Origin of the sequence: Pseudoalteromonas sp. S1727 (assembly GCF_005886375.1) — a bacterium.
GTDB classification, from domain to species: Bacteria; Pseudomonadota; Gammaproteobacteria; order Enterobacterales; family Alteromonadaceae; genus Pseudoalteromonas; species Pseudoalteromonas haloplanktis.
The window spans coordinates 14,896-40,986 of record NZ_PNDT01000033.1; the positions used below are offsets into that span (position 1 = coordinate 14,896).

At 41.7% G+C, this 26,091-nt stretch carries 23 protein-coding genes; 14 read left to right on the top strand and 9 right to left on the bottom strand.

Going from position 1 to position 26,091, the window contains the following annotated elements; all coding sequences use genetic code 11:
* Window positions 1–55: 55 nt before the first annotated feature.
* Complete coding sequence (locus CWB85_RS09800; protein WP_016706421.1) at window positions 56–583, bottom strand: DUF6942 family protein; 528 nt, start codon at window positions 581–583, stop codon at window positions 56–58.
* Window positions 583–1,032 (bottom strand): YaiI/YqxD family protein, encoded by a 450-nt coding sequence (locus CWB85_RS09805; protein ID WP_138554761.1) that lies wholly within the window; start codon window positions 1,030–1,032, stop codon window positions 583–585. The genes CWB85_RS09800 and CWB85_RS09805 overlap by 1 nt, the downstream gene beginning before the upstream one ends.
* Window positions 1,033–1,154: 122 nt before the next feature.
* Between CWB85_RS09805 and CWB85_RS09810 the strand changes: the two genes are divergently transcribed.
* On the top strand, window positions 1,155–1,691 hold the full coding sequence (locus CWB85_RS09810; protein WP_016706419.1) for a lipocalin family protein: 537 nt from the start codon (window positions 1,155–1,157) through the stop codon (window positions 1,689–1,691).
* Between the two features lie 253 nt (window positions 1,692–1,944).
* Here the strand turns inward: CWB85_RS09810 and CWB85_RS09815 are convergent, their stop codons facing one another.
* Genes CWB85_RS09815 through CWB85_RS09825 form a run of 3 tightly spaced genes read right to left on the bottom strand, consistent with a single transcriptional unit; the run spans window position 1,945 to window position 4,228 of the window.
* Window positions 1,945–2,280, bottom strand: coding sequence for a DUF3325 domain-containing protein (locus CWB85_RS09815; RefSeq protein ID WP_138554775.1), 336 nt, complete (start codon window positions 2,278–2,280; stop codon window positions 1,945–1,947).
* Window positions 2,280–3,887, bottom strand: a complete 1,608-nt coding sequence (locus CWB85_RS09820; protein ID WP_138554762.1) for a PepSY-associated TM helix domain-containing protein — start codon at window positions 3,885–3,887, stop codon at window positions 2,280–2,282. Before CWB85_RS09820 ends, CWB85_RS09815 begins: the two co-directional genes overlap by 1 nt.
* Window positions 3,884–4,228: a hypothetical protein gene (locus CWB85_RS09825; protein ID WP_016706416.1), complete on the bottom strand. Its 345-nt coding sequence runs from the start codon at window positions 4,226–4,228 to the stop codon at window positions 3,884–3,886. Before CWB85_RS09825 ends, CWB85_RS09820 begins: the two co-directional genes overlap by 4 nt.
* A gap of 249 nt (window positions 4,229–4,477) precedes the next feature.
* Here CWB85_RS09825 and CWB85_RS09830 point away from each other — a divergent pair, with 249 nt between their 5' ends.
* Genes CWB85_RS09830 through CWB85_RS09845 form a run of 4 tightly spaced genes read left to right on the top strand, consistent with a single transcriptional unit; the run spans window position 4,478 to window position 6,600 of the window.
* Entirely contained in the window at window positions 4,478–4,840 is a 363-nt protein-coding gene (locus CWB85_RS09830; protein WP_016706415.1) for a VOC family protein, read from the top strand.
* A gap of 48 nt (window positions 4,841–4,888) precedes the next feature.
* Window positions 4,889–5,263 carry a VOC family protein gene (locus CWB85_RS09835; RefSeq protein WP_138554763.1) on the top strand — a complete coding sequence of 125 codons (375 nt, stop codon included), beginning with the start codon at window positions 4,889–4,891 and terminating at the stop codon, window positions 5,261–5,263.
* On the top strand, window positions 5,250–5,840 hold the full coding sequence (locus CWB85_RS09840; protein ID WP_138554764.1) for a uracil-DNA glycosylase family protein: 591 nt from the start codon (window positions 5,250–5,252) through the stop codon (window positions 5,838–5,840). The genes CWB85_RS09835 and CWB85_RS09840 overlap by 14 nt, the downstream gene beginning before the upstream one ends.
* A 4-nt stretch (window positions 5,841–5,844) precedes the next feature.
* On the top strand, window positions 5,845–6,600 hold the full coding sequence (locus CWB85_RS09845) for a phytanoyl-CoA dioxygenase family protein (protein ID WP_138554765.1): 756 nt from the start codon (window positions 5,845–5,847) through the stop codon (window positions 6,598–6,600).
* Between the two features lie 7 nt (window positions 6,601–6,607).
* On the opposite strand, the gene CWB85_RS09850 is transcribed toward CWB85_RS09845, so the two are convergent.
* Both CWB85_RS09850 and CWB85_RS09855 read right to left on the bottom strand, forming a co-directional pair.
* Window positions 6,608–10,693 (bottom strand): DEAD/DEAH box helicase, encoded by a 4,086-nt coding sequence (locus CWB85_RS09850; protein ID WP_138554766.1) that lies wholly within the window; start codon window positions 10,691–10,693, stop codon window positions 6,608–6,610.
* Window positions 10,694–10,779: 86 nt separating this feature from the next.
* A complete protein-coding gene (locus CWB85_RS09855) occupies window positions 10,780–11,340 on the bottom strand; it encodes a short-chain dehydrogenase (protein WP_138554767.1) in 561 nt (186 codons plus the stop codon).
* Between the two features lie 190 nt (window positions 11,341–11,530).
* Between CWB85_RS09855 and arfB the strand changes: the two genes are divergently transcribed.
* Window positions 11,531–11,944, top strand: a complete 414-nt coding sequence (arfB, locus tag CWB85_RS09860; RefSeq protein ID WP_016706409.1) for an alternative ribosome rescue aminoacyl-tRNA hydrolase ArfB — start codon at window positions 11,531–11,533, stop codon at window positions 11,942–11,944.
* A 30-nt stretch (window positions 11,945–11,974) separates the two neighbouring features.
* Here arfB and hemH read toward each other — a convergent pair whose 3' ends face one another.
* Together hemH and nosR are read right to left on the bottom strand one after the other, a co-directional pair.
* Window positions 11,975–12,994 carry a ferrochelatase gene (gene hemH / locus CWB85_RS09865; RefSeq protein WP_016706408.1) on the bottom strand — a complete coding sequence of 340 codons (1,020 nt, stop codon included), beginning with the start codon at window positions 12,992–12,994 and terminating at the stop codon, window positions 11,975–11,977.
* 82 nt (window positions 12,995–13,076) lie between these two features.
* Window positions 13,077–14,390 carry a response regulator c-di-GMP phosphodiesterase, NosR family gene (nosR, locus tag CWB85_RS09870; protein ID WP_016706407.1) on the bottom strand — a complete coding sequence of 438 codons (1,314 nt, stop codon included), beginning with the start codon at window positions 14,388–14,390 and terminating at the stop codon, window positions 13,077–13,079.
* Between the two features lie 179 nt (window positions 14,391–14,569).
* On the opposite strand from nosR, the gene CWB85_RS09875 reads away from it, so the two are divergent.
* The 8 genes from CWB85_RS09875 (at window position 14,570) to CWB85_RS09910 (ending at window position 25,665) form a co-directional block, all read left to right on the top strand.
* Window positions 14,570–15,526 carry a sensor histidine kinase gene (locus CWB85_RS09875; protein WP_029215949.1) on the top strand — a complete coding sequence of 319 codons (957 nt, stop codon included), beginning with the start codon at window positions 14,570–14,572 and terminating at the stop codon, window positions 15,524–15,526.
* Window positions 15,527–15,594: 68 nt separating this feature from the next.
* Entirely contained in the window at window positions 15,595–16,245 is a 651-nt protein-coding gene (locus CWB85_RS09880; protein WP_016706405.1) for a UPF0149 family protein, read from the top strand.
* Between the two features lie 178 nt (window positions 16,246–16,423).
* Window positions 16,424–16,867 (top strand): azurin, encoded by a 444-nt coding sequence (gene azu / locus CWB85_RS09885; protein ID WP_138554768.1) that lies wholly within the window; start codon window positions 16,424–16,426, stop codon window positions 16,865–16,867.
* A gap of 122 nt (window positions 16,868–16,989) precedes the next feature.
* Window positions 16,990–17,190 (top strand): alternative ribosome rescue factor ArfA, encoded by a 201-nt coding sequence (arfA, locus tag CWB85_RS09890; RefSeq protein ID WP_138554769.1) that lies wholly within the window; start codon window positions 16,990–16,992, stop codon window positions 17,188–17,190.
* 449 nt (window positions 17,191–17,639) lie between these two features.
* Window positions 17,640–20,810: a glycosyl hydrolase family 18 protein gene (locus CWB85_RS09895; protein WP_138554770.1), complete on the top strand. Its 3,171-nt coding sequence runs from the start codon at window positions 17,640–17,642 to the stop codon at window positions 20,808–20,810.
* A 64-nt stretch (window positions 20,811–20,874) separates the two neighbouring features.
* Window positions 20,875–22,470, top strand: a complete 1,596-nt coding sequence (locus tag CWB85_RS09900) for a lytic polysaccharide monooxygenase (RefSeq protein ID WP_138554771.1) — start codon at window positions 20,875–20,877, stop codon at window positions 22,468–22,470.
* Window positions 22,471–22,537: 67 nt separating this feature from the next.
* Entirely contained in the window at window positions 22,538–25,165 is a 2,628-nt protein-coding gene (locus tag CWB85_RS09905; protein WP_138554772.1) for a glycosyl hydrolase family 18 protein, read from the top strand.
* A gap of 233 nt (window positions 25,166–25,398) precedes the next feature.
* Window positions 25,399–25,665, top strand: a complete 267-nt coding sequence (locus CWB85_RS09910) for a transporter substrate-binding domain-containing protein (protein WP_283235130.1) — start codon at window positions 25,399–25,401, stop codon at window positions 25,663–25,665.
* Window positions 25,666–26,091: the final 426 nt, after the last annotated feature.

Sequence of the window (26,091 nt, forward strand, 5' to 3'; positions counted from 1 at the left end):
CTAGCTTTGTTAACTTTTTTAAGCTTAGCTAACAAAGTGTTACTGCGCCATATTATTAAAAACACTCGGCAACTAATTGGCTAAGCCGAGCTATTTTTATATTGCTCAGTTGGCGATAGTCAAAGTAGGGGCACACAATTAATTTATTTGCTCTATCTATTGCAAATTCTTCATCTAACCACTGCAATTGTGCTGTTAATAACCCTTGGCTTATTAATGCTTTGGCATAGGTCCGCCCAGCGATAATATGCAATGTGGTGGAATTTATCAGTTGCGGTGGGCTAAATAATAGAGCCGTTTGGCTATTGCTTTGCAATAAGTGAGTATCACGATATTGCTGCCAAGTGGGGGCGAGTTTTGCAAATTGATAAAACTCACTTGGTAGCGCAAACAGTACTTTTGCATACACGTTAAAGACTTTACGCCAGCCATTACCGCATGCTTGGTTGATTGTGTTGATCTGACCTGTGGCGAGCGGAGATAAGGTACAAAGGTCGTTATATTCTGCCATAGGCGGCGTATTAGCAATGTAAACTGCGACTTTGAAAGGTTGCTCGCCAAAGCCTATAAATTGCTCTGTCATTATTTATTTTTCGCTAAAATGCGATCTAAGTTATTTGCGAAATTTTGGCGATCGCTTTGACTTAATGGTGGAGGACCGCCCCCCATTTCAACGCCACTTGAGCGCATGCTATCCATAAAGTCACGTACATTAAGCAATGAACGAATGTTTTCACTGGTATACAACTCGCCGCGCGGGTTGAGTGCTTGAGCGCCGTTATCAATTACTTCAGAGGCCAGCGGAATATCACCGGTGATCACTAAATCATTGGCGGCTATGCGCTTTACTATTTCGTTATCGGCAACATCAAATCCTGATGATACTTGCAAACGGCTAATATATTTAGAGGGTGGGATGCGCATTGCATGGTTAGCAACTAAAATGGTCTCAGTGTGCGTACGCTCTGCGGCGCGAAATAAAATCTCTTTGATCACCACCGGGCAGGCATCGGCATCAACCCATATCTTCATTATTAGCTCACTTAGTTAGTAAAAAGATGATCCTAACCTATGCCTTTTATAACCACTAGTATTTAGTGAACTTTTTTGCTGGTTATTACGTAAACTAAAGATCAACTATTAAGGATGCGACTATGAAAAATCATTATTTTATTGGTTTTGCTTTATTTGTTGGCAGTTTATTGAGCGGGTGTACTGGTATGCCAGAGCAAGTTAGCCCTGTAAGCCCATTTTCACTCGAGCAATATCAAGGAAAGTGGTATGAAATTGCTCGTTTAGATCACTCTTTTGAGCGCGGCTTAGAAAACGTCACCGCAAATTACGTTATTAATGAAGATGGCAGTGTAACGGTATTAAACCGTGGTTTTAATGCACAAGATAATGAATGGAGTGAGGCGCAAGGTAAAGCACAATTTGTTGCCAGTAATAATGAAGGGCATTTGAAAGTGTCGTTTTTTGGGCCGTTTTATAGCTCGTATGTGGTGTTTGGGTTAGATCAGCAAGATTATCAGTACGCGTATGTGTCTGGTTATAACACAGATTACTTGTGGTTGTTAGCACGTACACCCCAAGTGAGTGAACAACGTATAGCTGATTTTAAAGCCGCAGCACAACAACGCGGATTTAATACTGAACAATTAATTATGGTAAAGCAAAGCCCAACCAATTGATTGTAAATTATTTTTATAGATGTTGTGTGGTTGTTACTGCAGCTAATTAATCTTTGTGTATAAAAAATTGCTGCAGTAATAAATATGACACATGAAATGAGTAAGATACCTACATAGCTTGAGTAGCAACTGCCCTAAGCTATTTGTAGACATGTGTATCCCCCTACTTTTTATAACCAGATTACTGGCTATGCAGGCAAACTAATTTAGTTTGCCTTTTTTTATGCTCAGATCATAATTTTACTAACTAAGCTTAAAAAACGCTTAAAAATAGTCCACTCAGTATGATTACGCTGATATTTAGCATACTCATCACTTTTACCCATGATGCTTTGAAGCTATAAAAAATCATTAAAATTAAGAGGCTTACAGCAATATAACCACAAAATAACAAGGCACCGTAACCGCTATGTTGGGCCACATTCAATACTAAACTTAGTAAAATACTGATCCAAGCCGCAAGTAAAAATTGTTTACTCTGCTTTTCATTTGGGCGAGTTTTAAATACCTCTCGATAATGATTGAACTTTGCTAAAGCAAAACAATTAAATGCCAGTAAACATAGGCTAAATTGCAGTAACTCATGCATCATGATTGCTCCTGTAACTTAGTTTTTGCTGAGCGCCTTGAACCCTGCATCTGTGTATTAATCTGGGTTTGAGTAGGTATTTTTTTGGCCTGAACCACAAATAACCCAGCAAATACGATACATAATAAGTCAAAGCTAAACAGTGCCCATTGGCCGTTTTGAAAATAGCTGATTATATTACCGTCGGTTGTCAGTGCATTGATGAGTACCACCGCAATACAGGCAACAGCATTGAGCCAAGCAAGTTGTCGCCATTGCGCTTTGGTGCGTTTAAATAAGGCAAATAACGCAACAGCAAGCCAGGTCAAAAAGAACGCTAGAATCTCTTTATCAGCGCGTTCTACGGTGTTAATTGGTATCAGTCGATTGGCAATAAAGAAAGCGCAAGTCGCTAGTGGTAGGCCCATTAACGTGGCGAGATTTAAAGCTTCAACGAGCTTTAAACCGAACGATGCGGTTTGTTGTTTTTTCATCCGCTCGCGAATACGTTTTGCCCACATTATACAGCCGCTTGCGATCATGACGCAGCCGGCAATGCCACATAAAAAGTATAACCAACGCAGTAGCGGGTTGGCTAAACGCCCTGTGTGCAGTGCAGTCATTGAATCGTAAAACACTTCTGTATTACTCAGCTGGGCAGCACTTTTTGCAATTAAGCTACCATCAACTCCATTGAATAATAAAGTGGGAGTTTGATCCCGTAGCTGTGTGCCGGTAGAAGCGCGCACAGTGATTGTTGCTGAGGCTTTGTTTGGGTCACGAATAGATATTTGCGTTAAATCAGCATTAGGCCAGTTAGTATAAACGTGATCTAAAACGCCCTCAATATCAGTCAGTGGCGCACTCTCTGGACTGCTTTTACTGCGCACATTGGTTGGCAGTACGTCATTGAATAAACCGCGCACACCGTCTTCGTAGGCGGTCATTGCAGGGTATGGAAATAACATAAATATTAGTGTTATCAATCCGGTATAGGTGATCATAAGATGAAAAGGTAGCGCTAAAACTGAGGATACATTATGACCATCTAACCAACTGCGGCTGCCTTTATTAGCACGAAAGCTAAACATATCCTTAAAAATTCGTTTGTGGATCACCACGCCCGAGATAAGCGCTACCAACATAAATAAGCTGGCAAAGCAGACTATCCAACGGGCTGTGCGTACATCTAGGTAGTGTAAGTCAAAATGGAGTCGGTAAAAAAAGTTCCCGCCTTTTGTGGCTCTTGGTTGTTCGATGGTTTGCTCTGTTTGCGGATCAATAAAATGATCTTGCCAACCACCAAATCGCTGGCCTTCTGGGCGTGGTTTTTCATAGGCGTAATTAAGCTGCGGCTCGCGCTGCGAGGGTAAATAGATGCCCCAACGTGGCGAATCTGCTGCGGTATTTTGTAGGTAATCAAACCCGGCAATGATCTGTGATTTTTGTTGTGCTATACGTGTCTCAGTTGTTTGGACATGATGTAGCGCAGGTTGATTCCACAACGTTATTTCGTCACGAAAAAAACTTAAAGTACCAGCATAAAAAATTAAATACAGTAACCAACATACCAGCAAGCCAACCCAGGTATGCATCCAGGTCATAGAGCGAAAAAAGTTTTCTTTCATAACCAGCCCTTTAGTACAGATAAGAGCAGCGCTAACCCTGCTGTAGTTAGTAAGATAGTGATCCATATTCTGATCAGTGATTTAACTGCAAACACCCAAATAAATACGCAGCTATAAATAAGAATAGTGAGGCTAACACTAAGTAAAACAGCGTCTGACTTTTTTAGCGGCAAAGTAATGCTCAGTAAAGAGGTGAATACTGCTGTAAAGGTGTAACCACCTAGTATGGCAGCTAAAAATCGTGAGAACACCGCTATTCGATAGCTATGAGCTTGATAAATATGACTTAGTTTCGAGGTTATCGAGACTGTTTGACTGTTTTTGACAGATTGAGCGTGCATAATGATCCCTCAAAGGCCCAAAGTGGGGAGCGAATAAAGCGGGTATTATATATTCTAGATACAGAAAAGATAGTGATTCGTATTCACTTTGTTGTTTGTGCTAAGCTACTTGCCCAAAATTTAATTATAATTACTTAGTAAAATTATGATCTGCTTTTTATTATCTGTTGTTTTAATTGAAAAGTTCGCAAATTTTTCAGCTGCTTGTATGCTTAGTTGTCAGTTATATAAATTTGGTTAGGAGCCGTTATGGCTATACATGAAAAGTTAAATTATGTTGAGTTTGCTGCGGCAGATCTTGCTGCAACGAAAGATTTTTTTGCAGCGGTGTTTAATTGGCAGTTTACTGATTATGGCCCTGAATATACGGCGTTTAGCGCTGTGACAGCGGGACTTGATGGCGGTTTTTACCAAGCACCTATTTGTTCATTAACGCAACATGGCGGCGCTTTATTGGTGTTTTATAGCCAGCAGATTAGTCAAACACTTGCTAAAGTTGAACAACACGGCGGGACGATCACTAAACCGATTTTTTCGTTTCCAGGTGGTTGTCGCTTTCATTTTACAGAGCCCAGTGGCAATGAATTTGCAGTGTGGTCTGAGCAAGCGTAGTTAGATTATTACAGATCATATTTATACTAACTTAAGGAAAAGGGTTGCATGGCAAACTTGAGTTGTGAGGAGATCAAAGCATTTGTACCTGCTAAAGACTACGCGTTAAGTTGCGAGTTTTATCAGCAAATGGGTTTTGAGCTAGCGTGGCAAAGCCCTGAAATGGCTTATTTTTATCAGGGTGATTGCAGTTTCTTACTGCAAAATTTTTATAATCAGCAACATGCCGAAAACTTTATGATGCACCTTTTAGTTGAGGATGTGCAGGCATGGCATGCGCAACTAAAAAGCGCAGGCTTGGCCCAAAAGTATGGTATTACAATAACAGAGCCTACTTTACAGCCATGGCATATGATTGATTTTGTGGTCTATGATCCAAGTGGTGTATTGTGGCGAATAGGGCAAAATAGTGAGCCAGAGTAACTTATTAACTCAAGTTAGTAATTGTGTGATCTGTGAACCTGATTTGCCGTTGGGGGCTCGTCCGGTGATCCAGTTTAACCCTAGCGCACGGATTTTAATTGCAGGGCAAGCGCCAGGCCTCAAAGTGCACCAAACAGGGGTACCCTTTGATGATGCTAGCGGTCAGCGGTTGCGTCAGTGGTTGGGGTTGGATCAAGAAGATTTTTATGATGCGGCTCAAATTGCTATTTTGCCAATGGGGTTTTGTTACCCCGGTAAAGGCAAGTCTGGCGATTTACCTCCACGCAAAGAGTGTGCGCCTGCTTGGCGTGCGCAATTATTAGCTGCATTGCCTAATATTAAGCTGACTATAGTGCTGGGTAAATACGCGCAGGCGTACCACCTTCCTCAGACTAAACATTTATCGCTTACTGAGTTAGTAAAATCGTGGCGTGAGTATTGGCCTACTATTTTGCCACTACCACACCCCAGCCCGCGTAATAATATTTGGCTCTCTAAAAACCCTTGGTTTGAGCAAGAGGTGGTGCCACAATTAGCCCAAGCAGTTCAATCCATCTTAAAATCTAAGGGTAATTAGCCTGATGATCAATACGCAATTTGAGCAACATGGCTTTTTTTATATTAAAGGTTTTTACACTGCTCGTGAGCTTGCGCAAGTGCATGAGGTGATCAATTGCTTTCATACACAATGGATTGCTGATAATCAACAGTTTTATCAAACTAAGGCGGTTAATAGTGCTTATTTGACGGCTAACACTTACTTAGATGATGCTCAACGACTGCGGTTGTTTAAATTTATCGCCAGTCATAAGTTGATGGCGCAAGTTGATTCAATTTTAGACCCAGCGGCATTTATGAATACCCAGTTATTTTTCAACCCAGTCAATCCTGAGCAAGAAAACTATTGGCATCGTGATATGCAGTACCATTTGAGTTTGCTTGAGCAGCAAGCTGCGTTATCGGGGCCTGAGGTTATTCATTGTCGGGTGGCGCTTGAGGATGAACCCGGAATTGAGCTGGTGCCGGGCTCTCACCGTCGTTGGGATACCCCTGTTGAATTGGCGACGAGGTTATCTGAAAACGGGCACCACTCAAGTGATGATCTAGCCAGTGGCCAGGTTATAGAAATGCAAGCGGGGGATTTACTGATTTTTTCAGCAAATATGATCCACCGTGGTTTATACGGTAAAGATCGCTTAGCGTTGGATATTTTGTTTTGTGAGCCTGAGCCACACGTGTTGCATTTTGTGCAAGATATTTGCCTGCCTAGTGCCAAAATGCTGAGCAGGCTTGAAGACGCCAGTGCTTTTGCGGTTACTTTGGCACACCAAGAATAATCTTACATTAAAGATCATTGTTGCTTAATAACGCCAGCAATTGGTCTTTCGATAGTTGCCCTGCATCGCCACTTCCTGCAAGTACTTTGTCTGCTAGTGCTTGTTTATGCTCATGCAATTGTAGGATTTTCTCTTCAATGGTGTTTTGTGCAATTAACCTATACACAGTGACAGGACGAGTTTGCCCTAAGCGGTGAGCGCGATCAGAGGCTTGCTGCTCTACCGCAGGGTTCCACCAGGGGTCTAAATGCAATACATAATCTGCGGCGGTTAAGTTAAGTCCAGTTCCGCCAGCTTTTAAGCTAATTAAAAATAACGGGGCATTGCCTGCCTGAAACTTATCAACTTGTTGTTTTCGTTTGCTGCTGCTCATACTGCCGTCAAGGTAGCAATATTCTATGCCGCGTTGTTGTAAGCGCTGTTCAACGAGTTTAAGTACATCAACAAACTGACTGAAGATCAGTGCTTGGTGATTATTCTCTAGTAACTCTGTAATTATTGCCTCTGCGGTGTCGAGTTTACTCGATGGTAACTTGCTGTGCTCTAACAGTAACTGTGGTGCAATACAGGCGCGGCGTAATTTAGTTAAAGACGCTAAGATAGTGATGTATTGGCTGTCTCCTTGCGACGCTTGTTCAAGTGCATTTAAGCGCGTTGCTTCGTAGAGCGCTTGTTCTTTATCGCTCAGTGCAAAGGTTAAATTTATTTCGGTTTTTTCTGGTAATTCGGTCAACACTGTTTGCTTAGTTCGACGCAAAATAAACGGTGCAATAAGGGTTTTTAACGTGTCGGCTTGCTGTTGATTTTTATCGGCATTACCAAAACGCTTCTTAAATACGGGCAGCGTGTGCAAAAAGCCTGGCATTAAAAAGTTAAATAGACTCCACAGCTCCCCCAAGTGGTTTTCTATAGGTGTGCCAGAGAGTGCGATTTTAAATTGCCCATTGAGTGCGTATGCTGCTTTGGCTCGTAAACTTAAGGGGTTTTTAATCGCTTGTGCTTCATCAAGCACTATATTTGCAAATGAAAACTGCGCGAGTTGCTCACCAATCAGTGGTAGTAAACCATAACTGACGATCACTAAGTCGTGTTTGCCTGCCGTTGCTAGAATGTCATCGCATGCGGTGGCGTTTTCAATGATTTTTACATGTAAGTCCGCAGCAAATCGCTCGGATTCGACTTTCCAGTTATGACATACTGATTTTGGCGCAACGACTAAACTGGCCCCTTGACTACTGCGCATTTGTAACACGGTTAAGGTTTGCAGTGTTTTGCCCAGTCCCATGTCATCGGCTAAACAGGCATTGAGTCCCCAGTTTGCCAATTGCATTAACCAATTAACGCCGACTAGTTGGTAATCTCGCAGCACATTCACTAAATGCACTGGTAAACTGGGCTCTATTGTTTGTTCAAACTTAGCTAAGCGAGTTTGCCAGCTATCACCAAATGTGACATCACCTAAATCGGCAATGGTTTTATGTAATGGTAAGGCGCGGGCATTGGCAATCCTTAACTCATCAGTTGGGCTATGCTTGTCAAGGTGTTGCATACCTTCTAAGCGGTTTAGCAAGTTAGTTAATCGTTGATCCAATAAAAGTGAGTTCCCTTCTGAAAACTCTAAAATACTGCCGCGTCGTGGGGTTTTGAGTAGTGTTTGCAATTCGTATACTTGGCCGCTAGGCAATGCAATGTTACCACTGACACTTAACCAGTCATTATCGTCATTTAAGTTAAGTGATAGGTGTTTGCTCTTTGCGACCTTCATGCCTTGACTATTTTCATCCCAGCTTAATAGTAAAGACTGCTGTTGTTGCGCAGTTTCAAGCAACTCTATTGCTTGGCTTATATCTTCTGGTAAGTAAAACTGTTGCAGTGACTTGTTGTAATGCGGCGCTTGTCGATCTGCAAAGATCCCAGCCATATTTTTTAAGAGTTTTCGTAGTGCTTTTTGCTCTGCTTTTAAGTCGCGTTTGATAACAATGCTGTCGGATTGCTCATCCACACTGTGTGCTAATGTTACTGCACCTACCCCAGGTTGGAGCCAAGGGCCATCAACACCAATTGGCATAATATAAAAATTAACATTAATACCTAACTGAGTGAGTGAAATCACAGCGGCGATGTCACAAAGGCCTTGGCGTACGTTATTAATATGGGCAAATTCAGTTCGTTGGCTACTTATATGGTGCTCGTTGGCCAGTACTTGTAAAGCAGTATTAAGTTGCGGCAACCTTTCTTCAGTTAGGTTGTTAGGTTGTTGTTCAAGTAATTGTTGTAATTTTAGTTGTTTATCATCAAAAGTGAAAACCTGATAACAGTGAGCATGGCTATGTAGTAGTAAAAAATCACAATCCACATCAAGGATATTCGGTTGCATCACAAGGCGGTAGCAATCGTTGATGTCTTGTGCAATTTCTATAACAAACTCACCTTTAATTAGGCTCAGTGGTTGGGCGTTATGATCTTCAAGCCCTTTAAAGCCAATCAATGCTTGCAATACTGCACCCGTTGCCTGTATATCATTATAGCCAAACCCAGCGTGGTTATTGAGTACTTGAATTAACTGTCGGTCGGCACTTGTTAATGCGTCTTCATATTGGCTGTAAATCAGTTCATGGGCATTTACTTTACGGCCTTTGGTCCACTCGCCTTTGGTATTGAGTTGTTGCACTTTAGCTTGAATAATCGGTAAATCTAAATGCGTGACATCCAATTGCCAAATTATGCGTTGCTGGCAAGTCGGGGTGTTTATTTGACTAATTTCATCAAGCCAACGTTGCCATTGCGGTACACGGGTAAAATGCTGCAGCAGCCCGCTACTAGGCAGTGCAGTATCATCACTAAGCCAATTAACAAGGTGCATACATTGTGTTGCTAACCAGTGTTGTTGGCGACTTACGGTGCTTTTAAGTTGTGTTAATAGCGCAGTTTCACCTCGGAGCTGGTTTATTTGCTCGTCTGTGGCGTTTTTAATAATCGCTAGTAATAAGCAAAATAAAGGTGCCAATGCATTAGGGTTATTAAGCAAATAATGTAAGCTACTGACTAGGCGATGATGTTGATAATGAGCTAAGTCTTCTTCAAGCAGATAATCGATAGCTTGGCTGGCATGACTTAATTCTCCAAGGTTTTTTTTGTACCACTTATTGCAGGTGTTGAGCTGTTTAAGATCAGCAGCACTCCCGCTGATAAATAAGCAAAGCGAATACAATAACCCGCTCAGTTCAGCTGGATATATTCCTTTTCCGAATAGCTTTCTAAATGCTGTTAATGCACTTTTATATTGTATAAGTGCGACATCAATACAATTACCCTTAATGGCATTGGTATTTGCCTCAACAAAGGTGGCTAACACACGATCCCGTTTGTCATCGAGCAATTGCGCAAAGTGATTATCTTGTAATAGAAGGGCTAAGTTTTCATTTAGGTAAATGCGTGTTCTAGTTGGAAGTGCAGGACTTGCTTGGCTAACAAGTGTGGGCCAAGCCGGCTCTTCGCTAAGGTTAAAAAACTGCCCACTAATAAAGTTTTCTAAACATAATTGTTGCCATTGTGTGGGCAAGCAGTGCCACACTTGACTGCTATATTGTGACTGCGCGAGTAAATTAATAAACTTAAAATCAATTTCTTTTGATAAATCAATGGGGGAGTGAGGCTCCCCACTTCGTTCGCGGCGAATGTAATCAAATAGTACTTGCAAGAAATCGCAATGGCTATCGTAGTAAAAACAGCGTTGTGTTGCTTCTGTAACAAATGCATTTAATAAGTTAGGCAGCTGGCAAACATTAACAACGACATGGGCAATAGCGTTGATTGAGATACGAAAGCTATTTCCATATGGCAATTTCCAAATGAGATCGTCTGCTTCGAGCTGTTTCGTGTATTTGCTTACTTCTGCCTGAGAAAATGAGTAACCTTTCTTAATATGATTGAAGAGGCGCTTGGTGATTTGCTGAGTAGAATTATTATAGCCGTTTGATGCACGACTGATTATAAGTGCAAGTAGTACGCACAATTGCTTTTTTTGGTCGTCAGTTGTAGCGTGTGGCAGAGCGTTAAGTGGCATAAAATCAATAATTAAAGTGGCTAGCAATTACTGCCAGTATAAGTTTCAGCTATGTTAGTTACAACCAATAAAAAAGCGACTCAAGGTCGCTTTTTTATTGGGAACAGTGGTTATTATTGTACCATTGCAAATAGTTTTTGCAGTTGTGGCATGTATTTTTTCACTAGGTTTAAATTGTTTTCGCTCACAACAGGTGTGTCTGTACTTGCAGCATTTGCTGAATTAGCGACCGAGCCTAGCATTGAGCTGGCACTTTTATCTTTTGAGCCACTCATACTTTGTAAGCCACCCATCAGCTGATTTACTTTTTCTTTATTTTCTGGTGATAGGTTACCCTTGATGTTTTCAAAGTAAGCCATTGATACTTCTGTGCCTACAGAAATAAGTTGCTCAGGAGTAAAACCATATTTATTCGTTAATGCCGCAAACTCTTTGTATAAATCGTTATCTTTGATCATACCAAGCGCGCCTAATGCCATTGCGCCAGTGCCGCCTTCAGAGCCACCTAACATGCTACCTAGATCCATGCTTTTTAAAGAATCTTGATTTTGTGACCAGTCAACGACTGCAGGCAGTGCTTTCATATACCCTTGCAGATCACTTTCGGTGATGTCTATCGCCAAGCTTGAAAAGCTCATAGCTAATAAGCTGATTGATAATAATAATTTTTTCATAGTTAGATCCTTTGTTTATTCCCGTTATTGCATTAAAGATTAAATATAGCCTAAAAAACTGAGTTACCTGAATTCAGGTTAAGTATAGTGTAAACGTTTAATATAGCTTTAGCCGCTATCTATATTAGCCTATTTTGGTCTGTATGCTGCAAATGCTATAATGCATTTTTGCCAAATGTAACTGAATCTAATGTTAATTATTTCAAACGCTGTAACAATTGATGAGTGGGAAGTGGAGCTCAGTGCTATTCGTGCGCAAGGGGCTGGTGGGCAAAACGTTAATAAAGTAGCCAGTGCGATCCACTTGCGATTTGATATTAACCGCTCAAAACTTCCTGAGTTTTATAAGGAACGCTTACTGGCGCTTAATGATAGCCGTATTACAAAAGAGGGGGTGATTGTGCTTAAAGCGCAAAGTCACCGTACTCAAGAGTTAAACAGAGAAGATGCACTTGCACGCTTAAAAGAGTTGATTGTCTCGGCTACTAAAGTACAAAGGGCACGTCGTGCCACCAAGCCCAGCCGAAGTTCACAGCGTAAACGCATGGATAAAAAAACCAAGCATGGTAATACCAAGGCATTACGAGGCAGTGTTAAATTTTGAGTAGGCATTAGCTAATGCCTACTCAGGGTGTTATAGCATCGGTTTTAGCACATCAACTAGTGCGTTAATATGATCGTCCCGATCATTTAGTGCTGCAATATAACGGTATTTTTCGCCGCCAGCATGTTCAAATATTTCACGGTTTTCTGTTTCTAGCTCTTCAAGTGTTTCAAGGCAGTCAGCGCTAAAAGCTGGGCTGATGATAGCCACATCTTTAATACCTTGAGCAGGAAAACTTTCTAACGTGGCATCAGTATACGGTTTGAGCCATTCGGCTTTGCCAAAACGGCTTTGGAAAGTGCTCACGACCAAGTCTTTATCGAGTCCGAGTTTTTCAATTACTAAACGAGTGGTTTGCAGGCATAAGCAATAGTATGGATCGCCGCGCTCTAAAAACAATTTAGGCATGCCATGATACGAGAACACGATTTTTTGTGGGGTGCCGTTGGTTTGTAAGTCTTCACTTATGCTGTTAGCTAGCGACTCTATATAAGCCGTATTTTTATGATAGCCATTTATAAAATGTAGCTCAGGCACCCAGCGCCACGTCCGTAGCACTTTTGATACCGCATCGAAAGTTGAGCCAGTTGTAGGGCTTGAGTATTGCGGATATAAAGGCAGTACAACAATCCGCGTGAAGCCTCTTTCGCGTAGTTCTTCTAAACCTGCTTTAATCGATGGATTACCATAGCGCATCGCCATTACGACTTCAGTATTTTCATAGCCTTGGCTTTTTAGGTGAGCACCGAGTTTGTCACGTTGTAGGCGCGTAATATGAGTTAAAGGTGAGCCATTTTCAGTCCAGATACTTTCATATAATTTGGCTGAGCGCTTAGGACGTACGCGCAAAATAATACCGTGCAGGATAATCATCCAGACTAAGCGGGGGATCTCGACAATGCGTGGATCGGATAAAAATTCTTTTAAGTAACGACGTAACGCTTTTGCTGTGGGTGCATCTGGGCTCCCTAAGTTGGTCAGTAAAATGCCTGTTTTTTGATGAAAACGCTGATCATGAGGGTTATCGGTAACGGCTGAAAATCGCGACACAGATTGCTCCTTAAAGCAAAGAACGAATAAATTTAATAACGCTATTGTAACGAATGCGAGATTAAATAGGATCACTAAATCGTTATGATTTGATCATGATCCTAAATGGGGAAGGTTTTTTAGCTTCCAGCTGTTGCAGTTTTTCGATCGACTTGGCACTAAAAATATGGCCTTTTGGTAGTAACATAATACCGCTATGGCTATGTAAAGCATGGCCTAACTCCATATTTACAGCGAGCTGTTGTGCTGAGATGATTTGCATGGAGCCGACTTTTGATTGTTGCTTTATACACTTGACGCTACATTCGGTTAAAGCGCGTACTAATTTGGGGTGGTAGTAGGCTCCACTAAATTGCGTGACCGTTTCTAAAGCATGTTGGTGCTTTTTAGCCTCTGTTTGTTGGCATTGTTCATACGCATCCCAATAATCACGTGCTAAAGCAAGGATCATAGCACTTAGTGGGATCTCATTACCTTTCAGTCCTTTTGGCAGGCCATTGCCATTATAATGTTCGTATTGATGATAAATGGCATCGGATACATCGTGTAAATGAGTCGCGGGCATTAACATCAATTGCGCTGTACTAGGGTGAGTGTAATAGCGCTTGCGTTGTTGTTCGCTCAGTTCATGTAAAGGATGTTCATATAGTTGCGGATCCATCGCTAGTAAGCCAATTTGCGCTAAATAACCTGCCATAGCGGCCATTTCGATATTTTTCTCGGGAAGCTGCAGTTGTTTTGCTATTTGCGTGCAAGTATTCGCTATATTCTCTGCTTTGGTGCCGTCTAAATAAGGGTTGGCATTTATAAAGTTATACAGTAATTCAACCGTAGAGCGGTGCTCATTCTTTTCGCTGGCGTTAGCGATTTCGAGCTGTTTCAGCACTTGTTTGATCTGCTTAGTGCGTTTTTCGACGCGTTGCTCTAGTGAGTTATTGAGTTCTTTTAAAGCGATATTCTGAGTATTGATTTGCTGTTGCAATGCGTGATTTTGTTTTTTTAATTGGTACTTCTCCATACTATCGATAATACAGCTGAGTAATAAGTCATTTTGCCACGGCTTTTGCATATAACCATGAATTTGCCCATCGTTTACGGCGGCAAGTGTGGTGTCTATATCTGCAAAGCCGGTTAATAAAATGCGTTGTGTGTCAGGGGCAAGCTGCTTGGCTTGCTGGAAGAATTGCGCCCCATTAATTTTTGGCATTCGCATATCGCAAATGATCACTTCAAACTGATGTTGTTTTACAAGTGCTAATGCTTCTATAGGGCAACTGCATGTTAAGGCGTTGATCTGGTGATTTTTTAATAACCGCGATAACGAGCGCAGGACAATTTCATCATCATCAACACATAATATTTGTTTTGTTTGTGATTGATTCGTTGTTAGCTCCACAGCAGCCTCGCAAAGTTAAAGGTTATTATTAACCATAGCCTGTTGCTGCGCGTTTTTCGAATTAAAGCGAATAAGGAGAAACTATGCTAGTTTTAGTGCATTAGTGAGTAATGTTACTCACACCAAATAAGTATGCTGTTACGTGCGAATTATCTGCGCGAGGGATGGAGCAATTCATTATGACACCACCACCGAGTAATTACCGAGAGGCGTTTTTACGCGAGCAGGCGGCTCGGCAGCAGGCGGAGCAATTACTTGCAGATAAAAGCCGAGTGCTGGTTGCGTTAAATCAAGAGCTGCAAAAAAAAGTTGCGGCGTTAGAGCATCAACATGGATTGTTTGTGCAAGCTGAAAAAATGGCGACTTTAGGCACGTTGTGTGCAGGAGTTGCTCATGAGATCAATAACCCACTCGCTTATGCGATGAGCAACATTGAAAGTTTGCATAGCAGTAATTGCACGGTTTACCGTTTACTTGAAATTAATCAATTGTTTTTAGAAGGCGCTTTAAGTGAGCGTGAGTTAATGACCCAGTTAAACGTGTTGAGTGAATCGCAGTCATTACATGGTTTGCGTGATGATATTCAAGAATTATTAGCCGATAGCAGTCAAGGGCTGAGGCGAATAAATCAAACGGTGCGTAATTTGCTGGATTTTGCTCGACCCAAAGATAATGAAAAGCAACTAGCAGATATGACAGATGCGGTAAAAAACGCAGTGAAATTATTGTCAAATCAATTAGGTAACTGTGAGGTTAACTGTGACTATCAACCATTACCAATGACGTGGTGTAACTTAGCCGCGATTAATCAAGTGATGGTCAATTTATTAATTAATGCCAAACATGCATGTGATGACCTTATTGATATTCAATCAAAAATAATGGTTACAGTGGCATTTATCAATCAACAAATATGTATTACCGTAGGGGATAATGGTTGCGGCATGAGTGAGCATGTAAAAGCACATATTTTTGATCCATTCTTTACGACAAAGCCAGTTGGCACGGGCACAGGAATGGGCATGACCTTAGTGTATGCCATGGTTCATGATCATCAAGGGGTGATTGAAATTGATAGCCAACAAGGACGAGGCACACAGATTGCGTGTCATTTCCCAATTCTAAGACTCGAATAATTTGCTTTTAAAAAAACCAATAGTTGGTTAGTGTATAAACAAATTGAATAACGACCTGAGGGTGAATAATGCTTAATGAAAAAAGTATATTAGTTTTGAGTGACTATTTAAGTCAGCACCCTGAATTAAAAGTGGTGAGCACTGACAGTGTAATTGGCTTTATTAGTGGTTTATTGGCGTGCTCAGAGTTTTATGGCGAGTCAGAAATAGCAAATTACATTGCTGATAAAAATGATCCTATTTATACCCACTTAATGACAGGCTCAGCTGAACATGAGGCGATGATCACGTTATTGGATAATGTGACCGAGGCACAAGTGGCGCAGCAGCATTTATTAAGCGTGATTTATCCTCATGGCGATGATGCTAAAGCCCCGAGTGAGCAGTTGCAGCAATGGTGTGTTGGGTATTTAGCAGCCTATATGGTTAACCAAGAGGTGTGGCAAAGTGATTTTGGCTTTTTATTAACCGCAGATAAACAGCAAGTTGCAAATCAAGCGGATGGGCAGCTGTTTATTGATAATTTTGAAGCCACCTTAAACTTATTGGCAAGCATTGCAATGTGGCCTGATACGATTAAAGAACACCCAGATCCAGCGCAACTGAGTGATGGCTTTCCTCTGCTTTATAAAGGATTGGATGAAAGCTTAACGAGTATTGCATCTATGGCATTGATGCTTGAAGATGAAAAGTTAGCGCTTTGGGAAGAAGAGGGCTGATTTCTTATACTATTTAGTCTGAAACATTAAATACCCTGTTAGGGCACTGCCTTATGGTTTTGATGGCATGACTTATTATGCCAAACTGAGTTTTCGCTTTAAATCGGTACGATAAACCTTGAATGAGAATTAATATCAATATAATCTATTGCTAATTATTCTCATTTAAGGTTTTCTCATGTTTAGATCTTTATTATTACTTAGCTCTTTGGCTTTTTCTGTTGTTGCAAACGCAAGCAATTGCGAGCTTAGTATCTCTGCAAATGATGCAATGCAGTTTTCAACTCAGTCTCTTGAAGTTGATAAAAGTTGCAAGAGCGTTAAATTGACCCTTACTCATTCAGGTAACTTACCAATTAATGTAATGGGCCATAACTGGGTATTAACAGCCAGCGCTGATGTTAAAGACATCGCAATTGCAGGTATGCAAGCAGGTGTAGAAAATCGCTATGTGCCAACTGGCGATCCTAGAGTACTTGCTGCAACTGAAGTTGTTGGGGGCGGTGGCTCAACCACAATTGAATTTTCAACCGCGCAATTAAGTGCCGATAAAGCTTATAAATTTTTCTGCTCTTTCCCTGGTCACTTTGCCGTAATGCAAGGCGATTTTAAATTGATTTGAGTTTAAAAATAATCGCTTAAATCGATAAAAAACAGCTTGCAAATTAGCCTACAACTCCTACAATCCGCAGCAAGTACGATGAACGTACTTGCTGATTAATTTTTTATTAAATAGGAAACATTATGAAAAAACAACACCGAGGCAAACAGTCTCACCATACTACGATCGATACGGGTCGCGGGGTGATCCGTGATAATGCATTAGCTGCATTAGTAACATCTAAAATTTTTAAACCACAAGTTGTTAAGGCGAAAAAAGGGAAAGGCGCATACAAGCGTAACCAAAAACATTCAGGACAAGAGTCCTATTTAATTGCTGCTTAATCAAGCTGTGATCAAATAGGGCTTTTGAGTTTTTTACAAAAATAGCAAGCTCGTCAATTTTAACAAAACCTCGCTTAGATAATTTTTTTCTATGCGGGGTTTTGTAGTTATATAGCCCACAAATTTTTTATTTCCATTCATTTTCACTGCACTTTACGTTCCCGTAAAAGGGCTGCGTAGCGCTAAAATACTCATCCTTATTGCTGTAACTATAAATTAACCTTGCGTTCATGTTTTATATGCGAAATTACCCATTCTTTACACGGAAGTGATTTTTGTTAATAATAAATAGCTACTAAATTGTTTGTTTTTAGTTGTTTTTTATTAGTGAAATACCTGTTTTTTATACTGTCAGTGTTTAAATTAAGTTGACGTGTATGGAAACTATGGTAGTTTTAAAAACGAATTGTAAAATTAATGTTATATTTTAACCCTGGGCGGAGGAGCTGATGAGCTCACAAATGATAATAAAAAATGCGTTTAAACTAAGTGCTCTGTCACTTAGTTTTGTAGGCCTAAGTGCGCATGCGGCTGTAGATTGCAGTGTATTAACGCAGTGGCAGGCGGGTCAAACCCATACAGGTGGTAGCCAAGTACAAGCACAAAATAGTGCGTATGAGGCTAAGTGGTGGACACAATCAAATCCGGTGGACAATGCTGGTCAATACCAAGAGTGGAAACTTTTGGGTGTTTGTGACAGCGCTGTCACAGAAAACCAAGTACCAGTTGTTACTGTGTTGACACCAGCGAATAATTCTTTATTTAACGATAAAGACAGCGTTGTCATATCTGCGCAAGCAACGGATGCCGATGGTACTGTTGCAGCCGTTGAGTTTTTTGTTGACGGTACTTCTATTGCGATTGATAACAGTGCGCCGTTTAGCACTAACTGGCAGGCTGTGACGGGGTCACATCAGATCAGTGCTGTTGCGACGGATGATAAAGGTGCGACATCAACACCAGTGCTCAATACAATCAGTGTGTCAGATGTTGTTGATCCTGTTAATCAAGCGCCAGTGGCATCAATTTCGTTTAGCACATTACCTGATCAGCTTATTGTTGGCTCACAAGTGGTATTTGCACTGTCAGGCAGTGATAGCGATGGACAAGTAACATCACTAAGCTTTGCTGCTAATGGTGTTGATGTGCATCAAGCGAGCTCTGCATCAAGTAGTTACGCGTGGCAAGCAACTGCTTTAGGTCAGGCAACCTTTACGTTAACGGTAACGGATAACGAAGGTGCAACAGCGCAAACGACCAAGGTATTGACTGTAATTGAAGAAAATACCGGTCCTATCACTGGCACTGACTGTCGCCCGCAAGGACTTTATCAAACTCCGGGTGTGAATACTCCGTATTGTACAGTATATGATGCTGATGGTCGTGAGATCATGGGTGCAGATCATCCGCGTCGTGTTATTGGTTACTTCACTAGCTGGCGAAATGGCGCAAATGGTCAACCTAGTTACTTAGTGAATGATATTCCATGGGATAAAATTACTCATATTAATTATGCGTTTGCTCATGTTGATGCCAATAATAAAGTGTCAATCGGGGATCCAAATGCGGCGAACAACCCTGCTACAAATATGGAATGGCCTAGTGTTGTTGGCGCAGAAATGGACCCTGAGTTTGCCTATAAAGGTCACTTCAACCTATTAAATAAATATAAAAAACAGCATCCGCATGTAAAAACATTGGTATCTGTTGGTGGCTGGGCTGAAACTGGCGGATATTTTGATGAAACTGGCCGTGTTGAAAGCGGTGGTTTTTATACCATGACCACTAACGCTGATGGCTCTGTTAACCATGCCGGTATTAATGCTTTTGCAAAAAGCTCGGTTGAGTTTATAGAAAAGTATGGTTTTGACGGTGTTGATATTGATTATGAATACCCGTCGTCAATGAATGACTCAGGCCATCCTGATGATTTTCCTATTTCAAATGCACGTCGTGCAGGCTTGAATGCATCGTATCAAGTATTAATGAAAAAGCTTCGTGAAGAATTAGATATTGCCGGCGAAGCAGCTGGTAAACACTATTTATTAACGATTGCGTCTCCGTCATCAGGTTATTTACTCCGTGGTATGGAAACATTCCAAACAGTTAAGTACCTAGATTACGTCAACATTATGTCTTACGACTTACACGGTGCATGGAACTCACATGTTGGCCACAATGCAGCTTTATTTGATACCGGCTTAGATTCAGAGCTTGCTCAGTGGAACGTATACGGTACTAAAGAGTTTGAAGGGATTGGTTATTTAAATACTGATTGGGCTGTGCGCTACTTCCGTGGTGCGATGTCTGCGGGTCGAATCAATATCGGCTTACCTTATTACACGCGTGGTTTTAAAGATGTAAGTGGCGGTACTAATGGTCTGTGGGGGCAAGCTGCATTACCAAATCAAGCAGATTGTGCTAAAGGTACAGGCGTTGGTGAGAAGAATAAATGCGGCAATGGCGCACTCGGTATTGATAACCTTTGGCACGATAAAAACGATGCTGGTCAAGAAATGCCTGCGGGTTCTAATCCATTATGGCATGTGAAGAACCTTGAAAACGGTATTGTTGGTTCGTATTTGGGGGTTTATGGTTTAACGCCAGATACAGATCCTGATGATCAGCTTACAGGCACTTATACGCGTCATTATGACAGCGTTGCCGTTGCACCTTGGTTATGGAATGCACAGAAAAAAGTATTCTTATCAATTGAAGATGAAGAATCGATGGCAACTAAAGTTGATTACGTCATTAACAATGGCCTTGGCGGTATCATGTTCTGGGAGCTTGCTGGTGATTTTGATTATGACTCTGTTAAAGGCGAGTACTTCATGGGTTCTACTTTAACCTCACTTGCTTATGACAAGTTTAACCAAAGTGGTGTGGCGTATGATGTGCATGGCGGCAATCCTAACTTTGTTGTTCCAGCTGAAGCGGTTGATATTACCTTTGAAGCGAAAGACTTCCCAATTGGCGATGATAACTACCCAATTAGCCCAACCTTTGCGTTTACAAATAACTCAGGCCTTGATTTAAGCGGTGCGAAAATCTCATTTGATGTGCCTGTATCAACCTCGGCTATTTTTAAATCAAATTGGAATGCGCAAGAAAAACTGGGTATGGCGGTGGAAGTAAGTGGTTCGAATGCGGCAGGTAACAACATTGGTGGTTTTGAGAATGAGTTCCATCGCTTCTCAATCACACTTAACAATGAGTGGGGCGGTCAGCCAAAAGACTTCAGTGCTGGTAAAACAGTAAATGCACAAGTGATGTACTACATGCCAATTACCGGCCCAAGTAACTTCACTATTGAAAAAGATGGCAAAGTTTACGCATTCAAATCTGAGTATCCGCAATTACCTGAGGGTACAACTGGTGGTGGTAATACTACGGATCCAGGTACTGGTGGTGGCGACACGTCAGGCACATGTGAAGGCGTAGCAGTTACTGCAATTGCTGTTTATCCACACTTCCCACAAACAGATTGGGCTGGCAATCCAAGTCATGCCACAGGTGGCGACTTAATGGTTCATAACAACGCTGTTTATAAAGCGAAGTGGTGGACAAGTTCAGAGCCGGGTACAACGGCTGATTGGACAAAGAGTTGTAGCTTGTAAATCACAATAACAATAAGGGGTAATTATTTACCCCTAAACTTGCGTCTTTTTAAAGGACAACACAATGACATCAATTAAATTGAAAACATTATCGCTATCAGCAGTAGCAAGTAGCGTATTACTTACCTTGCTGCCTACGAATGTTAGCGCACACGGCTATATGGACAGCCCTAAAGCACGCCAAGCTATTTGCCAAACCGATGGCGGTTATTGGTGGCCCGAAGATGGCACTAATATTCCAAACCTTGCTTGTCGTGCTGCATTTTTAGAATCTGGCACGGTGCAGTTTGTGCAAGATATTGAGTTTTCTGTAAATACACCGGATTACTTAAATCAAGCTGCGGTAGAAACGAGCGTACCAAATGGCTCTTTGTGCGCCGGTGGCGACAATGCTAAACGCGGTATGGATTTACCTTCGCCACATTGGCAGCGCAGTGATGTAGTGCCTAATGCTAATGGTGATATTCAAATTCGTTACCTTGCAGCAACGCCGCATAACCCAAGCTTTTGGAAGTTTTATTTAACTAAGCCTGGTTTTAATACTGCGACCGATGTTTTGACATGGGCTGATCTAGAATTGGTGCAAGATCATGACAATATTGAAGTGATCAAAGATACCGATGGTAAACGTTATTACGAAATGAGCGTTGCTATCCCGCAAGGGCGTAGCGGCGATGCTATTTTATATAGCCGCTGGCAACGTAACGATGTTGTAGGCGAAGGTTTTTATAACTGTAGCGATATTACCATTGTGACTGATGCTGGCCCAACTGATCCGAGTGTTTGGACGAGTGTCGGTTATTTTGTTCGTCAAGGACAAGATGCGATTGCAGGTGAGACCGTATGGGCTCGTTTGTTTGACGAAAATGGCCAAGAAGTGATTAATCAGCAGTTAAAAATAACCGCTGAAAACCAAGCCGACTGGCAACAAGCATTGGCAGCACAGCTGAACTTAGACTATGCCCATTTAGTACAAATTGGTGTGCAAAATCAAGCTGGTGAAGTGGTATTTAATAACAGTGATGTACTCACCAATCACGTTTATAGCAGCAATGCGAACTACACCTATACATTAAGTGTGCAAAGTGCACCTAGTAATACGGCTCCAATTGTTCATACACCAGATGATGTAGTGCTGGATGAAAATACCAGTACTACGTTACACCTTCATGCATTTGATGATGAGCAAACACAATTGACTTACAACTGGTCAGTGCCAGCGCCACTTAGCTTCACCGGTGGCGATGCAAACATTGTGATCACAGCGCCAGAAGTTTCTCTAAACACAAATTACAGTGTTTCTGTGTCGGTTTCTGATGGCCAGTTGAGCACTCAAACAAGTTTTACTGTCACCGTTAATGACAGCGCTATCACGGATCCTGTTGTGACGCCATGGAGCAGTAGTGCTATTTATCAAACGGGTGATCAAGCAAGTTTCCAAGGTGTTGTTTATACCGCTAAATGGTGGAATCAAGGTGAACAACCTGATAACTCAAGTGCGTGGCAAGGGACATCGACCTCTGATGTAAACAGTGACTGGAATGCAGGCAAAGCGTATCAAGCTGGTGCCGAAGTAATCTATCAAGGACAGCGCTATAGCGCTAAATGGTGGACTCAGGGGGATACTCCTGGGCAAGCCAATGTATGGACTCAACTTTAAATAAAAGCTTAAGTTTTGTAGTTCAAACTTATTAAATAATTACATTAATAATGGATAAGAGAGAAATATGAATATCAAACAGTTAACCGCAGCCATTGGTGTTGCTTTATTTGCAGGCACAGTGTCTGCTGCGCCATCTACACCAAGCATCAACTGGGAGCCACAGCAATATTCGTTTGTTGAAGTGGACCTTGAAGGTAATGGCTCATATAAGCAACTTGTAACACGTGTTGAGCAAGTAAATATCAACATTGAATGGAGTGCATGGAGTGGTGATGGCGGTGACAGCTATAAAGTTTACTTCGATGACATGCTGGTCAATGAAGGGCCACTTGCAGCGGGTACTAAGACTGGAACCATCTCATTCCCGTATGATAAAGCGGGTCGTCATACATTGTATGTTGAGTTGTGTGAAGGCGGTACTACTTGTGCGCGCAGTGCTGGTAAGCCAATTGTAATTGCCGATACTGACGGTGGTCATTTAGCACCATTGCCTATGGATGTTGATCCTAACAACCGTGATATTGGTATCAAACAGGGCTTAGTAACGGGTGCGTATTTTGTTGAGTGGGGCATTTATGGCCGTGATTACGATGTAACCAATGTGCCAGCACAAAACTTAAGTCATATTTTGTATGGTTTTATTCCAATTTGTGGTGAAAATGCATCACTGACGGGGGGGCCTAAACGTGCACTTGAAACTGCATGTGCGGGCTCTGCTGATTATGAAGTGGTTATTCATGATCCGTGGGCTGCAGTACAAAAAGCGCTACCAGGTGTTGATGCTAAAGATCCAATTCGTGGTACTTATTCACAGTTAATGGCACTTAAACAACGTTATCCTGATCTGAAAATTTTACCATCAGTGGGTGGTTGGACATTATCAGACCCATTTGGCGGCTTTACTAATAAAGCTAACCGCGACACGTTTGTAGCCTCAATGGAAGAATTTTTAAGAACCTGGAAGTTCTACGATGGTGTTGATATCGACTGGGAATTCCCTGGTGGTGACGGCCCGAACCCAAACATTGGCGATCCGGTAAATGATGGTCCTGCATATGTTGCATTAATGCAAGAGCTACGCGCCATGCTAGATAAACTCGAAGCTGAAACAGGGCGTACTTATGAGCTAACATCAGCAATTGGTGCCGGTTACGATAAAATTGAAGATGTAGACTACCAAGCTGCTAGTCAGTATATGGATTACATTTTTGCTATGACGTATGACTTCTACGGTGCATGGAGCAATGTTACTGGCCATCAAACAGCACTTTATTGTGGTGAACACATGAGCGCAGGCCAATGTAATGGTACCGGCCTTGATGAAAATGGCGAGCCACGCAAAGGGCCAGCATACACAACCGACAATGCAGTTCAGCTGTTATTAGCGCAAAACGTACCATCGAAGAAAATAGTTGTTGGTGCTGCTATGTATGGCCGTGGTTGGGAAGGTGTATACCCGCAAAACGCGACAATTGATGGTAACCCAATGACGGCGCCAGGCAATGGCAAATTAACGGGCACTACAGCACAAGGTGTGTGGGAAGATGGTGTAATTGATTATAAAGGTATTAAAGCCCACATGATTGGTGCATCTGGCACTGGTATTAATGGCTTTGAGGTTGGCTATGATCATCAAGCACAAGCTGCATATGTATGGAATCGTTCGACTGGTAAATTAATCACTTACGATAACCGTGACTCTGTACTTGCTAAAGGTGCATATGTTAATCAGTATAATCTAGGTGGTTTATTTGCTTGGGAAATTGATGCTGACAACGGTGATATTTTAAATGCAATGCACGATGGTTTAGGTGGTGTTGTTCAACCAATAAATCAAAAACCAGTACTGAGCGTACAAAACTCAGTAACCATTAATGCAGGTGAGTCTGCATCAGTAAGTGCATCTGCTACAGATGCAGATAATGACGCACTTACATTCTCGTGGGCTGCATCAGCAGAGCTAACCGTATCAGGCGAAGCAACAAACACCTTGTCAATTACAGCGCCAGCTGTAACGCAAGACACCCAATTTACGGCAACAGTTAGTGTTAGCGATGGCAAAGCGACGGTAAGCAAAAACGTAGTAGTAAATGTGATTGCTGCTACATCTGGAGAGGACAACACAGCTCCTGTTGTTGATGCAATTGCAGATATCACCTTAGAAGAAAGTACATCAGCGAGCGTTGCGGTTGTTGCCGCAGATGCGCAAAATGATGCATTAACTTACTCATGGAGTGTACCGGCAGGCCTTACATTAACTGGCAGCGGTGCTAATGTGACCCTAACTGGCGGCACGGTAGATGCCGATACTAATCTTACAGTCTCTGTTGCGGTAAGTGATGGTCAACTTACGACGACACAAAGCTTTACAGTTACAGTAACTAACACAGATACTACAACGCCTCCTACAGGTACATGGGATGCAAGTAAAGTATATGTTGGTGGCGATACGGTTGTTTACAATGGCGTAACTTACAAAGCTAAGTGGTGGACACAGGGTAACCGTCCTGATTTAGGTGGTGTATGGGAAGCAACTACTCAACCTACAGATGAAACAGGAAGTGCGGTATGGCAATCAGCAGCTGTTTACAATAGCGGTGATGAAGTAACGCATCAAGGTGCTAAATACCAAGCTAAGTGGTGGACTCAAGGAAATGAGCCAGGCGTAGCGGATGTATGGAAAGCACTTTAATTTAATGTGTAGCCTAAGCCTACTCTTAGGTTATAAGTTAAAGTGACAATCCGATTTTAAAGCAGCTTTCGAGCTGCTTTTTTTGTTTTTTGATAGAGATACTCAATACTGTAATAGTACCTTTTACTCGCTGATCAGGTTGTATTTATCAAATTAATGTATTTATTACTCGTACTATTGAGCGCTGGTGCATTTAGCTGGGAAAAAACGTTGCGTGTAGGCGTTGTGTCACCCTGGCCGCCTTTCGTTTTGATGGCGAACACGTACTTGCAGGAATAGATGTGGATATTAGCCGCTTAGTACTGACTGAAGCAGGTTTTTGTAGTGAATTTGTACGTTTTCCATCATCTTCTCGGGGCTTGTTGGAACTTGAGAATGGCCGAGTAGACTTACTTACAGCGGCTAGTTACACTGACTCAAGGGCGCATACAGTTATTTTTCAACCCCCTATAGGCGCGAACGAATGCGATTGTTTTGGTATGAAAATACCAGCTATTTAATGCATAGCTTATCGGATTTACTGGCTATAAAAAACCATTGTAGTTAATAGTGGCGGGTATTATGGCGCAGAGTTTGAGCGGTTAAGTCAAGATACTCACTATAAAGAATTAATTGCACGAGTCTCTTTACTTACTCATCGATTGCATATATTAAAAGCCAAACGTGTTGATTTTATGATTGATGATGAGATCTCAGGACTATACCTCATTAACCAAGAAGAAATACCTAGTATAACGTTAAACCCCTATGTTATACCAATCGACTTAAATATTTAACCATTCTAGCGGGCTAAATAAAGCGCTAACTGCGTTATAAATTTTCATGTAGAACAACTACATGTCAAAATTTATGCCTTGTTATCACTCCATTTATCTGTCGCTATAAATGGTCAGTAACTTAACACGATTGTTATAAGTTGTATTATT